The following is a 14,124-nucleotide window of genomic DNA, read 5'->3' as shown; positions in this document are numbered from 1 at the left end:
TTTAAAATTTAAAGTTAAGAGATGCAACCAAAGTAGATTTATTATTTGCAGCATCTTTAATTATTTGCGGAGATAATGATAAATTATTATCTACATTATGTTGTAATAAGTGAGCGTTGGTACTTGCTTCTAATATTTGCAGCACATACAACCCCAGAGTTACTAAAATTGTTAAATCTCGATCTTTTTTATAAGATTTTTGAGCACTTATTAATGCTGTTTCAGATAAGGTAATATTATCACCAACACCATCAAATTCATGAGGTTTTCCTGCTTGCATAAGTTTAAATGCAGTTCGTGCTCTTTTATAGCGTGTGTTGTTAAAGTCATAAAAATAAACACTTGTACCTAAGGCTCCATAAATAACTGGAATTTTCCAGTATTTATTATTATAAGCTTGTCCCAATCCAGGTAATATTGCTGAATAAAATGCAGCTCTTGAAGGCGCTAGCATATCAAATTCAATAGGGCTTATAGGAATTGAATCTTGAGCTGTAATAATAAGATTGTCTTGAGCAAAACTCTTAAAAGTTGCAAATGAAATTATTACAATTAAAAAATAAAGTTTTTTAGTAAACACTACTCTAATAATTTTTTTATACGGTTAAAATCTTCTTCAGAATGAAAAGGAATAACTATTTTTCCTTTATCCTTTCCAGATAATTTAACGTCTATTTTATGACCAAAGTATTCACTAAAAGTTTTTATACCACTATTTATAAATTTAGGAGTATCTACTTTTTTAGATTTAGCTGCAGGTTTTGTTTCAGATTCGCTTTTAAATTCTTTAACTAGTTGTTCTGTTTGTCTAACAGATAATTTTTGCTCTAAGATTTTTTCGTAAATCTTTATTTGGTCTTCAGTATCATCAATATTAATTAGAGCTCTTCCGTGTCCCATTGAAATAAATGTATCACGCATTCCTGTTTGAATAATAGGATCTAATTTTAATAAACGCAAATAGTTTGTAATTGTAGATCTTTTTTTTCCAACACGTTGGCTCATTTCTTCTTGAGTAAGATCAATTTCATCAATTAATCTTTGATAAGATAATGCAACTTCAATAGGGTCTAGATCTTTACGTTGAATATTTTCAACCAAAGCCATTTCCAACATTTCTTGGTCGTTTGCCAATCTTATGTATGCCGGAATTGTTTCATTTCCAATTAATTTAGAAGCTCTAAACCTTCTTTCTCCAGAAACTAATTGAAATGTATCTACATCTAATTTTCGAACCGTTATTGGTTGAATTACACCTAATGTTTTAATTGAATTAGCTAATTCTTGTAAAGCTTCTTCATTAAAATAACTTCTTGGTTGAAAAGGGTTTATTTCAATTTTACCTAATTCTATTTCAATAATACTTCCAACAACTTTGTCTGCATTTTTATCATTAGCTGAAGTAACATTTGAACTGTTTTCTTTTAATAGGGCAGATAGGCCTCTTCCAAGAGCTTGTTTTTTTGTTGCTTTTGCCATTTTATTTGTTGTGTTGTTTTAATATTTCGTGTGCTAAATTAATATAATTTACGGCACCTCTACTTGTTGCATCATATGCAATTATGCTTTCACCAAAACTAGGTGCTTCACTTAATCTTACATTACGTTGAATAATGGTATCGAAAACCATATCCTGAAAATGTTTTTTTACTTCTTCAACTACTTGATTTGATAATCTTAATCTAGAATCATACATAGTTAGTAATAAGCCTTCTATATCTAATTCTGCATTATGAATATTTTGAATACTCTTAATAGTATTTAATAGTTTACCTAAACCTTCTAAAGCAAAATATTCACATTGAATAGGAATGATTACAGAATCTGCTGCAACCAAGGCATTTAATGTTATTAACCCTAAAGAAGGTGCACAATCTATAAGAATATAATCATAATCATCCTTAACTTCATTTAAAGATTGTTTAAGCATATACTCACGGTTGTCTTTATCAACTAGTTCAATTTCAATAGCAACTAAATCTATATGTGCAGGAATTAGAGAAACATTTGGAGAATTTGTAGGAACAATTGCTTCTTTTGCTGAAATGTTATGTTCTAGTAACTGATAAGTACCAAACTCAACATCTTCAACATTTACACCTAAACCAGAAGAAGCATTTGCTTGTGGGTCAGCATCAATTAATAAGACTTTTTTTTCTAGCACACCAAGTGCTGCAGCTAAATTAACTGTAGTAGTAGTTTTTCCAACTCCTCCTTTTTGATTGGCTATTGCAATAATTTTTCCCATAAAAGAATTTAGAATTTATTTAAGATGTAAAAATACAATTATTTATGGTTTTTGAAAGGTAATATTGTTAACAAAGAATTAAAAAAAAATAAAAGCGATTGAAAATTCAATCGCTTTTGTTTTTTACTTTCTAACAGGAATATTTTCTAAAATTGTTAGTAAAAATTTCCAAAATTTTTGACTAGATTTTATATTAGCTCGTTCATCAGGTGAATGTGCTCCCTGAATAGTAGGTCCAAATGAAATCATATCCATTTCAGGATAGTTTGTTCCAAGTATTCCACATTCTAAACCAGCATGGCAAGCAACAACATTAGCCTTACTATTAAATAATTTTTGGTAATGACTAGATAAAACCTTTAAAATTGGAGAATCAACATTTGGTTTCCAACCAGGATATGAGCCAGAAAGAATAACGGTATAACCCGCCATTTCAAAAGTTGATGTTAATGAATTTGCTAAATCTTGTTTAGAAGATTCAACTGAAGACCTTGTTAGACATAATATTTTAATTAATTCATTTTTTACAATAACTCTAGCAATATTGTTTGAAGTTTCAACCAAATCTTCCATTTCATTACTCATCTTATAAACCCCATTATGAGCAGAGTATATTGTTTTAAGTAAGGTAGATTGACTAATGGCTGTCATAACCCTTTTTGGTGTTTCGCGCTCTTCACATACAATTTCTAAGTTTGGGTCAACTGTTTTAAATTCTTTTTTTATGTGTTTAGTAACTTTTTTAATAGTTCTTAAAAAGATATCTTTTTGTGATTTATACACAGAAATAATAGCAAAACTTTCTCTAGGAATTGCATTTCTTAAACTTCCTCCATTAATTTCAGAAATTCTTATGGAATCTTGAGTTTCATATAAAATACGGTTCATTATTTTGTTCGCATTTCCTAAGCCTTTGTCAATATCCATTCCTGAATGCCCACCGTTTAAACCAATAACAGATATTGAATATCCTAAACTGTTTAATGGTGTATGTACTTCATTGTAAACGTTTTCAGCAGAAATGTCAATTCCACCAGCACAACCTATATCTATTTCATCATCTTCTTCTGTATCTAAATTAAGCAGTATTTCACCATCTAGATATCCGGCTTGTAATCCCATAGCTCCAGTCATACCTGTTTCTTCATCAATAGTAAATAAAGCTTCAATTGCAGGATGTTTTATATCAGAAGAAGCTAAAACACTCATAATTGCTGCAACACCTAAACCGTTGTCAGCTCCTAAAGTTGTTCCTTCTGCTTTAACCCATTCACCTTCAATTTTCATTTTAATACCTTCATTATCAAAATCGAAAATAGTGTCAGAATTTTTTTGATGAACCATATCTAAATGTGATTGCATAACCACAGTTTTTCTATTTTCCATTCCTGCAGAAGCAGGCTTTTTTATAATTACATTTCCAACTGGGTCAACTACAGTTTTTAGGTTTAATTTATTTCCAAAATCAACCATAAATTGAATTACTTTTTCTTCTTTTTTAGAACCTCTAGGAACTGCATTTAAATCTGCAAAATTATTCCAAAGTGATTTAGGCTCTATAGATCTTATATCATTGCTCATAACTAAAATTTATATTTTTGATTTGTTAATTTATTTCTATTATTGTTTGGTTTAATGGTTTTCTAACTTTTTTTGTACCATTCATAACATCATCATCAGCACGATATCCAACAGGTAACATTAATACAGATTTTAAATTCAACTCTTTTAAATTTAAAAGTTCATCAACTTTAGTAGAAACAAAACCTTCCATAGGGCAGCTATCAATTTTTTCAACTGCGCAAACGGTTAATAAATTTCCTAAAACAATATAGGCTTGTTTATTTGCTGATAATTGACGGTCATTAATAGACATATTTTTATACATATCTATTAATTGTTTTCTAAAAGTTCCAATTACATCTTCTGAAGTTCCTCTTGTTTCTTTTTCTAAATCAAAATAGGTGTTAATATCTTCTGAAGTTGTATCATTATTAATACATAAAACAATTAAATGAGATGAATCTGCAACTTGGCGTTGGTAATAAGAATGTTCAACAAATTTTTCTTGAAGTTCTTTATTGCTTATTACAATCATTTTAACAGGTTGTAAACCAAATGAAGTAGCAGTTAAATTAAAGGCTTTTTTTAAAGTCTCAATTTTATCATTAGATAGTTTTTTTGAAGAATCGAACTTTTTTACGGCGTATCTCCATTTTAAACTATTAATTATATCCATATTTTATAAAGTTTTAAATACAAATTTACTTCAAATTAATTAAAAATAAAGTAATAGCTACTTTCAATTTTCATAAGTAAAAGTTAATTTTTAACTTTATAAAGTTATTCAATTGCTATGAACGAAAACTTACTGCATTTTATTTGGAAACTTAGGTTGTTTCCTAATGAAAATATATTTACAACTAAAGGAGAAAGAATTAGAATTATTTCTAATGGAATTCATAATTTAAATTCTGGGCCAGATTTTTTTAATTCGAAAATTGAAATTAATAATCAAGTTTGGGCAGGGAATGTTGAAATTCATATTCATTCATCAGATTGGTATCAGCACAATCATGAGTTAGATTCTAACTATGATTCTGTAATTCTACATGTTGTTTGGGAGCATGATGTTGAAATTTTTAGAAAATCTAATGAAAAAATACCAACCTTAGAATTAAAGAATTTAATATCTAGTGAGTTACTAAACAAGTATTATAAATTAATGAATGATAAAAAGAAATGGATAAATTGTGAAAATGAAATAGGAAGTATTGATTCGTTTGTTTTAAAAAATTGGACAGAGCGTCTTTTTATTGATAGATTAGAATTAAAATCGAAGTTAGTTTTAGAGTTGTTAAAAAGCAATAATAATCATTGGGAAGCTACCTTATTTAAATTGTTAGCTAAAGGTTTTGGTTTGAAAGTAAATGGAGAATCATTTTTAAATTTTGCTAATTCCTTTGATTTTAATATTATTAGAAAATTATTTGGTAACCAAGAACAACTAGAAGCATTATTCTTTGGGCAGGCGGCTCTACTTTCAAAAGAATGCGAGTCTCATTATTATTCAAAACTTAAAAATGAATATGATTATTTAAAGACTAAATTTAATTTAAATCCAATAGCTATAACTCAAATTCAATTTTTTAGATTACGTCCAAGCAATTTTCCAAGTATAAGGCTTTCCCAATTGGTTAGTTTGTATAGTGTGCATCAAAATTTATTCTCAAAAATTATTGCAGCCGAGACTTTAAATGAGTTTTATGATTTGTTTGAAGTAAAAACATTACCATTTTGGGAAACGCACTATACTTTTGAAACTGAATCTAAGAAGAGTACAAAAAAACTCACCAAATCTTTTATAGATTTATTAATTATAAACACAATAATTCCTTTAAAATTTGTCTATTTAAAAAGCATGGGTAAAAGTGATTTTAATTCATTATTAGAATTAATGGAGCAAATAAAGCCAGAAAAAAACACAATAATTTCAAATTTTGAAATGTTAAAAATAAAAAGTGAGAATGCGTTTACTACTCAAGCATTATTACATTTAAAAAAGGAATATTGTAATAAAAACCTATGTTTAAATTGTGCAATAGGTACTAATTTATTGAAAAACTAATTTGTACCATACCAATCTCTTAAATTCACTTTTATGTTTGAGTTTTTAGAGTTTACCATTTCTTTGAATTTTTTTACGTCGCTTAAACCATCTTTTCCTCTATAGTGGTAAGGGTAAACTATTTTTGGTTGAAATTCTAAAACAGCTGAAGAAGCCTGATAGATATCCATTGTATAAGGTAAATTCATACAAACAAAAGCAATATCAATATTTTGAAGAGATCTCATTTCAGTTGTATCTTCTGTATCTCCTGAAATATAAATCCGTTTATTATCAATATTTAATATGTAGCCATTTCCTCTACCTTTTGGATGTTTAGAATTTGATTCTTCAGGTAAATTGTACATTGGAACAGCTTGTATAAAATAATTGAATCTATGTATTCCTTGTTTATTTTTAAGAACTATAATTTTTGAATTGTATTTTGAAGGAAGTTTTTCAGCTACAGCATTTGGAACAATAAAAATACTTTTTGAAGTATCAATTTTATCTAATGTTTCTAAGTTTAAATGGTCTCCATGTATATCCGTAATTAAAATAATATCTGGAGATTTAAAATTTTTATAAAATTCAGAATTTTCATTAGGATCAACAATTATAATTTTATTATTATGTGATAAAACTAAACTTGCATGTTGAATTGGATAAATTTTTAAAACACCATTAGTCGTTTTAATTTCATCATAATTGTTCTGAGCAAAATTACTTTCTATAATTAATAATAGCAGAGAAAATAGGAGTATTTTAAGTTTCATTTTATAATTTTAATTAGCTTTAATAATAAATATACATTAATTACTAAAGCCAATTCTATGCCAAATAGATTAAAAAGAAATCTAACCTTTTTAGTTCTTAAGATTTTCTGCTTTCAAAATAATTTTTCACCCAAGCAACCATTTGATTTTCAGTGATTAAGTCACAGCTTTGTACGCCTAAAAGTTTTTTTGACAAACGCATATTAGATGAGATTTCTTTTTCAAGTAAATTTTTCATTTTTGAAGGTCCAAAGATTACCAATCCATCACAATTGTCTATTTCTTTAATTAAATCTTTAATGAAGTAATTTGTTTGGAGATTTTTTCTATTCAGCCTATTTTTTTCATAGGTTAAATACTGCCCCCCAAATCTTCCAAATTTTTTTGATTCTCCTTTAACTCGCTCACGAGTTTCAATATTAGATTCAATTTTTTTTACAGAATTTTTACTGTTGTAAGGATAATTAATAATAATAGCTTGTTTTGTGTCTATCCAAATTCCAATGTTTTTTTTCATAATCTTTAATTTAAGTGATTATACAATTGGTGTAGAAAAAGTATTTTTTACTACTATAAAGTTACAAAAAAAAATTACTGAAAAGAAAATAAACACAAAAAATACAATAACTTAATTGTTATTACATTTTTTAATGTAATTATAAAAAACATGTTTAATTCCCAGGTGAATAGATGCAAATATTTGATTTGGTGTTGTTTATTGTCAAATAATTATTTTATATTGAGACCTTATTAATTAAAAAAACAAATAAATATGAGAAAAAATTTAAAAAAGTTAATTGTTGTAGGTTTAGTTTCAAGTTTAATTTCTATTTCTTGTTCAGATTCAGGAGAAGATGTTATGCCTCAATCGGTCGAAAAAGAATTAAGTGCTAAAGGTGTTTCTAATCCAGAACCTGGATTAATAGCTACACGTAATTTAAATTTAACCTTTAGTAAAGATTTTTCTTTCAATATTGAAGATGCGATATCAGAAAGTGAATGTGGTCCAACCTTATTTAATGAGGTAATTGATCAATCAGTAAGTAGTAATTTAGATCAATTAGGATTTGATTATTATTATGATTATGTTGATTTTAATTTTTATTATACAATTACAGATGAAAGTAAACAGTATTTTGGAGATAAAGGGCAATATACCAACTTAGTTAAAAAGATAACCAGAAACTTAGAAAAGTTTTGGAATATGCCAAATGAAATTGAAGTAAGAGGTCAACATAATAATACTTTAAATGATCCAGAAAAAATAATTGAAATTTTAACATTTTGGTACGGTTATCCTCAAGAAGTTGCGGAACAATATGCTGATTTTTTTATAAATTATGTAAATCTAGAAAGCACATTCCTAATAGAAACTCCATTAATTTCGTTTGATGGTTTTGCAATATCATTAGATGGGTATTTGGGGCAAGGAGATCTTATTGTTATTGGAGATGGTTTAGTTGAATTAGCTTCGGAAGCAGGAGTTGACGCTAAGGTTGTATGGAATGGTATTTTAGCTCATGAATGGGCACACCAAATACAAACTAATAATAGAAGTGAATGGTATCCTAATGGGGCAGCAGATAATGTTCCTGAAGCAACTAGAACTACAGAGTTAGAAGCTGATTTTATTGCTGCGTATTATTTAACTCATAAAAGAGGAGCAACATATAACTTGAAAAGAGTTCAAGATTTTAATGAATTGTTTTTCAATATAGGTGATTGTGGATTTACAAGTGATGGACATCACGGAACACCATTACAAAGAGCTGAAGCTGCAAACCAAGGTTATTTATTAGCTAAAAACACATTTCCTAAAGGAAAAATTCTTAGTGTAAATGAAGTACACGAAGCTTTTATAAATTCATTAGCAACCATTGTGAATTAAAATAATCTACTTAAAAAAAGAAGTTAACTAAATAGTGATAGAAATTATTATTCTAATTTTAACTATTAATTATAAAAACCTGAACGTAGTTTAAGTTATCAGAAAATTTACTTTTTAGATAAGCTCTTTTGAATTAAATAAAAAATGCCATAACAATTAAGTTATGGCATTTGAATTATTGATTGATCGAATTAATTGTCTCTTAGAAACAATATTTGTTTTCAGCAATTAACTTTTCAGCAATTGCTTTTCTTAATTTTATAGGATTTGGGTTGTTTGTGTATTTTGTAAATCGTTTTAAACCCATTAGCATCATTCTTTGTTCATCTCCTTCAGCGAAATATAAAATAGCCTCTTTTCCAAAACTGTTAGCAGTTTCAACAGCATTAAATAAATTTAATTTAGCCATAGCAATTTGAATTTCAGCTTCTTTTTCTGAAGTAGATTTAGCTAATTTTTCAGCTTTTAAAATTGCAGATTCAGCCATATAAACTTCAATCATAATTTCGGCTGCCGCTAAAATTAATTGTTGATGTTGCTCTAAATCCATTCCAAAAGTTTGAACTGCTTTACCAGCAACCATTAAAAAGGCTTTTTTTAGTTTAGCTATCATTGCTTTTTCTTCTGAAAGTACTTCAGAATAATCAGGTGTGTCAAATGAAGGTATTCCCATTAAGCTATTACCAACTTCCATTGCAGGTGTTAATACATCAATTTCTCCTTTCATTGCTTTTTTAAGCAACATTCCAACGGTTAATAAACGGTTAATTTCATTAGTTCCTTCATAAATTCTGGTAATACGAGCATCTCTCCAAGCACTTTCCATTGGCGTGTCTTTTGAGAATCCCATTCCACCAAAAATTTGAATTCCTTCATCAGAAACAAATTGAGAAACTTCTGAAGCGTACACTTTTATAATTGCACATTCAATAGCATATTCTTGGAAAGAAGCTAATTCAGCATCTTGGTGAGATTTACCTTCAGCTAAACCTGCATCAATCATATTTTGAATGTCTTTTGCAGCTCTATAACAAGCAGCATCTATAGTAAAAGTTTTAGCACACATTTCACCATATTTTTTCTGAATTGCACCAAAATTGGAAATTACTGTATTAAACTGTTTACGTTCATTTCCATATTGAACGGCATTAGTTATAATTCTTCTACTTGCATCTAAACAAGCGGCACCTAATTTAATTCGCCCTACGTTTAAAGAGTTCATTGCAATTTTAAACCCTTTAGCTCTTTCAGAAAGCATATTTTCAACAGGAATCAGAGTATCACTAAAAAATACTTGTCTAGTAGAGGAGGAGTGAATTCCAAGTTTATGTTCTTCAGCTCCTAAAGTAACTCCATTCGGATTTTCTTTATCATATTCTAAAATAAAAGCTGTAATTTTTTTATCGTCTTCAATACGTGCAAACACAATAAATATTTCGGCAAAACCTGCGTTTGAAATCCACATTTTTTGACCGTTAATTTTATAATGCTTACCATCTTTAGTTAATTCTGCAGTTGTTTTACCTGAATTTGCATCACTACCAGCACCTGGTTCAGTTAAACAATATGCTCCAAATTTTTCACCAGAAGTTAAAAGAGGTAAATATTTATTTTTTTGAGCCTCTGTTCCATATAAGAAAATTGGCATTGTTCCAATACCTGTGTGTGCTCCAAAAGCAGTACCTAGAGATCCTGTTGCAGATGAAATATAATCTGTAACCAACATTGTTGAAACAAATCCCATTCCAATTCCGCCATATTGTTCAGGAATTGAAACACCTAAAAAACCCATTTCACCGGCTTTACGCATTACTTCTTCAGTAAGTGCATAATCTTTATTTTCAAAACGTTCTTTATGAGGCCAAACTTCACGGTCTATAAAATCTATAACCGCATCTTTCATCATATTTTGTTCTTCATTAAACTCTTCGGATATAAAAATATCTTCTGCTTTAATTTCTTTTATTAGGAATTCTCCTCCTTTTATTGTTGCCATTTTTTTAGATAGGTTTTATTTTAATAATTCATAAACACTTGCTGCACCTTGACCAGTACCAACACACATAGTTACAATACCATATTTGTTTTTACGTCTGCGCATTTCGTTAAATAACTGGACTGATAATTTTGCTCCAGTACAACCAAGTGGGTGACCTAAAGCAATAGCTCCTCCATTTACATTTACTATATCTTGGTTTATATCAAGTTCTCTCATAACAGCTAATGATTGTGAAGCAAATGCTTCATTTAGCTCAATTAAATCAATATCATTAAGTGTTAAGCTAGCTTGTTTTAAAGCTTTTGGAATTGCTTTAACGGGTCCCATTCCCATTATTCTAGGTTCAATACCTACTGCGGCAAAAGAGACCATACGAGCAATAGGTTCAATATTTAATTCTTTTACCATCTCTTCACTCATAACTAATAAAAATGCGGCTCCATCACTCATTTGACTAGAGTTACCAGCAGTAACGCTTCCACCTTGAGCAAATACAGGTCTTAATTTAGCCAATGCTTCCATTGAAGTTCCTTTACGTGGCCCTTCATCTGCAGAAACTGTATAATTTTTAGTTTGTTTTTTACCATTTTCATCTAAAAATATATTTTCAACTGTAATAGGAACAATATCATCATTAAAAGTTCCGTTAGCTTGGGCTTCTAAAGCTTTCATATGGGATTTAAAAGAAAATTCATCTTGATCTTCACGAGAAACTTTAAATTGTTCAGCAACAGCTTCAGCTGTTAAACCCATTCCCCAGTAATAATCCTCATTTCCTTCTTTAGCAGATTTATAATTAGGTACTGGCCTATAACCACCCATTGGAATATAACTCATACTCTCAACACCACCGGCAACAATACAATCTGCCATTCCAGATTGAATTTTAGCTACTGCAATACTTACAGTCTCTAGTCCTGATGCACAATATCTGTTTACTGTCATTCCAGGAACGTCTTCTATTTTTAATCCCATTAATGAAATTAAACGTCCAATATTTAAACCTTGTTCAGCTTCGGGCATTGCATTACCAACAATTACATCGTCAATTCTATGTTTGTCTAATTGTGGAAAATCTTTTAATAAATGTTCAATAGTTTCTGCAGCTAATTCATCAGGTCTTTTGAATCTGAAAACTCCTTTTGGAGCTTTTCCAACTGCGGTTCTATATCCTTGTACTATATATGCTGTTTTCATTTTTTTAGTTTCTTAAAGGTTTACCTGTTTTTAACATGTGCTCAATACGCTCTAAAGTTTTACGTTCTGTCATTAAACTCATAAAAGCTTCACGTTCAAGATCTAATAGATATTGTTCTGAAACCATTGTTGTCTCAGATAAATCTCCACCAGCCATAACATAACCTAGTTTATTGGCTATTTTTTTATCGTGTTCAGAGGCATAATGTCCTTTTTCTAAACTATCAGTTCCAACTAAAAACATACCTAATGCTTGTTGTCCGTAAACTTGTACTTTTTTAGGAACTGGTTGTGTGTAACCATCTTCAAGCATTTGAATTGCATGGCGTTTGGCTGTTGCAATTTGACGGTCTTTATTTACTACAACAATATCTTTATGCTCTTTAAAGAAACCTAAATCATACCCTTCGTGTGCAGAAGTTGCAACTTTGGCCATTGCTACATTAATAAAGTAATCACGTAATTTATTTAGTTTTACATCATCTTTTAATAAACCTTCTGAAGCTCTTAAAGCCATTTCTTTTGAACCGGCTCCACCAGGAATTATTCCAACTCCAAATTCAACTAAACCAATATAAGTTTCGGCAGCTGCAATAACCTTATCAGCGTGCATACTTAATTCACAACCACCACCAAAGGTGTATCCATGTGGCGTAATAATAGTTGGGCAAGAGGAGTAGCGAAGTCTCATAACCGTATCTTGGAAATATTTAACTGAGAAGTTTAACTCATCATATTCCTGTTCAACAGCCATCATAAAAACCATTCCTAAATTAGCGCCAACAGTAAAATTAGCTGCTTGGTTTCCAAGAATTACGGCATCATATTCAGTTTCAGCTAAATCAATACCTTTATTAATAGCTTGTAAAACTTCGCCACCTAGTGTATTCATTTTAGATTGGAATTCTACATTTAAAATTCCATTGCCTAAATGTTGTATGGAAGCTCCGGAATTTGACCAGATTGTTTTTGCTTCTCTAATATTATCAAGAATTATAAAACTATCTTGACCAGGAATTTTAACTTGATTTTTTGAAGGAATATCATAATAATATTTAGCTCCATCACAAACAGTGTAGAAGGATTTATTTCCACTGGCAACCATTTCAGTTATCCAGGTTGCAACAGGAATATTTTCAGCCTGCATTAACTCAATTCCTTTTTCAAGACCTATAGCATCCCAAATTTGAAAAGGACCGTGTTCCCAACCAAAACCAGCTTTCATAGCATCGTCTAGTCTATATAATTCATCTGATATTTCAGGAATTCTATTTTGAACATAGCCAAACATAGCTGCAAAATTCTTTCTGTAAAACTCTCCAGCTTTGTCTTTTCCTTTTACTAGAATTTTAAAACGGTCAATAACTTTATCAACAGTTTTAGTTAGCTCTAAAGTTGCAAATTTTGCTCTTTTACTTGGGCGATATTCTAATGTGTCTAGGTCTAGTGCAAATATTGATTTTTTACCTCCCTCAACAACTTTCTTGTAAAAACCTTGTTTGGTTTTACTTCCAAGCCATTTATTTTCCATCATTGTATTAATGAAAGCAGGAAGTTTAAACAATTCATGTGATTCATCGTTAGGGCAGTTTGCAAATATTCCATTTGCAACGTGCACTAAAGTATCTAAACCAACAACATCAACAGTTCTAAAAGTTGCCGATTTAGGGCGTCCTATAACCGGACCAGTTAATTTATCTACTTCTTCAACTGTTAAACCTAATTCTTTAACTTGATGAAAAAGACTCATAATACCAAAAATACCAACTCTGTTACCTATAAAAGCAGGAGTGTCTTTTGCTAAAACAGAAGTTTTTCCAAGGAATTTCTCTCCATACATCATTAAAAAGTCGATAACTTCCTGAGAACAATTTGGACCAGGAACAACTTCAAATAGTTTTAAGTAACGTGGTGGATTGAAAAAATGAGTAACAGCAAAATGTTTTTGAAAATCTTCACTTCTTCCTTCATTCATATGACTAATAGGAATTCCAGAAGTATTTGAAGTTATTAAAGTTCCAGGTTTGCGATATTTTTCTATTTTTTCGAATACAGATTTTTTAATGTCTAAACGTTCAATAACAACCTCAATTATCCAATCAACATTTTTAATCTTGTGTAAATCATCATCTAAATTTCCTGTAGAAATTCGAGATGCAAATTTTTGATTGTAAATAGGTGATGGTTTAGATTTTAAGGCTGCTTTTAAACTATTATTAACAAGCCTATTTCTAACAATTTTACTTTCAAGAGTAAGTCCTTTAGATTGTTCTATTGGATTTAATTCACGAGGAATTATATCAAGAAGTAAAACTTCAACACCAATGTTTGCAAAATGACAAGCAATACCAGAGCCCATAATTCCTGACCCAATTATTGCTACTTTTTTTATTGGTCTTTTCATTGTTT

The 14,124-nt window shown here is 29.6% G+C and carries 12 protein-coding genes; 2 read left to right on the top strand and 10 right to left on the bottom strand.

What is annotated here, in order from left to right; translation table 11 throughout:
- Window position 1: 1 nt before the first annotated feature.
- The 5 genes from DAD81_RS15885 to DAD81_RS15865 all read right to left on the bottom strand — a co-directional run bounded on the left by DAD81_RS15885 (window position 2) and on the right by DAD81_RS15865 (window position 4,487).
- A complete protein-coding gene (locus DAD81_RS15885) occupies window positions 2-580 on the bottom strand; it encodes a DUF5683 domain-containing protein (protein WP_111709289.1) in 579 nt (192 codons plus the stop codon).
- On the bottom strand, window positions 580-1,479 hold the full coding sequence (locus DAD81_RS15880) for a ParB/RepB/Spo0J family partition protein (protein WP_111709288.1): 900 nt from the start codon (window positions 1,477-1,479) through the stop codon (window positions 580-582). The genes DAD81_RS15885 and DAD81_RS15880 overlap by 1 nt, the downstream gene beginning before the upstream one ends.
- Window position 1,480: 1 nt before the next feature.
- The gene (locus DAD81_RS15875; RefSeq protein ID WP_111709287.1) at window positions 1,481-2,248 is read right to left on the bottom strand and encodes a ParA family protein; all 768 of its coding nucleotides are present in this window, start codon (window positions 2,246-2,248) and stop codon (window positions 1,481-1,483) included.
- Window positions 2,249-2,371: 123 nt separating this feature from the next.
- Complete coding sequence (locus DAD81_RS15870) at window positions 2,372-3,829, bottom strand: aminoacyl-histidine dipeptidase (protein ID WP_111709286.1); 1,458 nt, start codon at window positions 3,827-3,829, stop codon at window positions 2,372-2,374.
- Window positions 3,830-3,854: 25 nt separating this feature from the next.
- Window positions 3,855-4,487, bottom strand: a complete 633-nt coding sequence (locus DAD81_RS15865) for an NAD(P)H-dependent oxidoreductase (RefSeq protein ID WP_111709285.1) — start codon at window positions 4,485-4,487, stop codon at window positions 3,855-3,857.
- Between the two features lie 117 nt (window positions 4,488-4,604).
- Between DAD81_RS15865 and DAD81_RS15860 the strand changes: the two genes are divergently transcribed.
- Entirely contained in the window at window positions 4,605-5,876 is a 1,272-nt protein-coding gene (locus DAD81_RS15860; protein ID WP_111709284.1) for a DUF2851 family protein, read from the top strand.
- On the opposite strand, the gene DAD81_RS15855 is transcribed toward DAD81_RS15860, so the two are convergent.
- Together DAD81_RS15855 and DAD81_RS15850 are read right to left on the bottom strand one after the other, a co-directional pair.
- Complete coding sequence (locus DAD81_RS15855; RefSeq protein WP_111709283.1) at window positions 5,873-6,631, bottom strand: MBL fold metallo-hydrolase; 759 nt, start codon at window positions 6,629-6,631, stop codon at window positions 5,873-5,875. The two genes, DAD81_RS15860 and DAD81_RS15855, sit on opposite strands and share 4 nt — an antisense overlap.
- Window positions 6,632-6,728: 97 nt before the next feature.
- Complete coding sequence (locus DAD81_RS15850) at window positions 6,729-7,148, bottom strand: hypothetical protein (protein ID WP_111709282.1); 420 nt, start codon at window positions 7,146-7,148, stop codon at window positions 6,729-6,731.
- Window positions 7,149-7,403: 255 nt separating this feature from the next.
- On the opposite strand from DAD81_RS15850, the gene DAD81_RS15845 reads away from it, so the two are divergent.
- Window positions 7,404-8,519, top strand: coding sequence for a hypothetical protein (locus DAD81_RS15845; RefSeq protein ID WP_111709281.1), 1,116 nt, complete (start codon window positions 7,404-7,406; stop codon window positions 8,517-8,519).
- 202 nt (window positions 8,520-8,721) lie between these two features.
- Here the strand turns inward: DAD81_RS15845 and DAD81_RS15840 are convergent, their stop codons facing one another.
- From DAD81_RS15840 to DAD81_RS15830, 3 genes are read right to left on the bottom strand one after another with little or no spacing between them, the layout of a single operon-like run.
- Window positions 8,722-10,515 carry an acyl-CoA dehydrogenase family protein gene (locus tag DAD81_RS15840; protein ID WP_111709280.1) on the bottom strand — a complete coding sequence of 598 codons (1,794 nt, stop codon included), beginning with the start codon at window positions 10,513-10,515 and terminating at the stop codon, window positions 8,722-8,724.
- 15 nt (window positions 10,516-10,530) lie between these two features.
- Window positions 10,531-11,715 (bottom strand): acetyl-CoA C-acyltransferase, encoded by a 1,185-nt coding sequence (locus tag DAD81_RS15835; RefSeq protein ID WP_111709279.1) that lies wholly within the window; start codon window positions 11,713-11,715, stop codon window positions 10,531-10,533.
- 4 nt (window positions 11,716-11,719) lie between these two features.
- Complete coding sequence (locus DAD81_RS15830; RefSeq protein ID WP_111709278.1) at window positions 11,720-14,119, bottom strand: 3-hydroxyacyl-CoA dehydrogenase/enoyl-CoA hydratase family protein; 2,400 nt, start codon at window positions 14,117-14,119, stop codon at window positions 11,720-11,722.
- Window positions 14,120-14,124 lie beyond the last annotated feature (5 nt).

The sequence above is a fragment of the Lutibacter citreus genome (genome assembly GCF_003260195.1).
GTDB lineage: Bacteria > Bacteroidota > Bacteroidia > Flavobacteriales > Flavobacteriaceae > Lutibacter > Lutibacter citreus.
The sequence above is the reverse complement of the archived record's forward strand: the minus strand, read 5'-3'. Positions and strand labels throughout refer to the sequence as shown.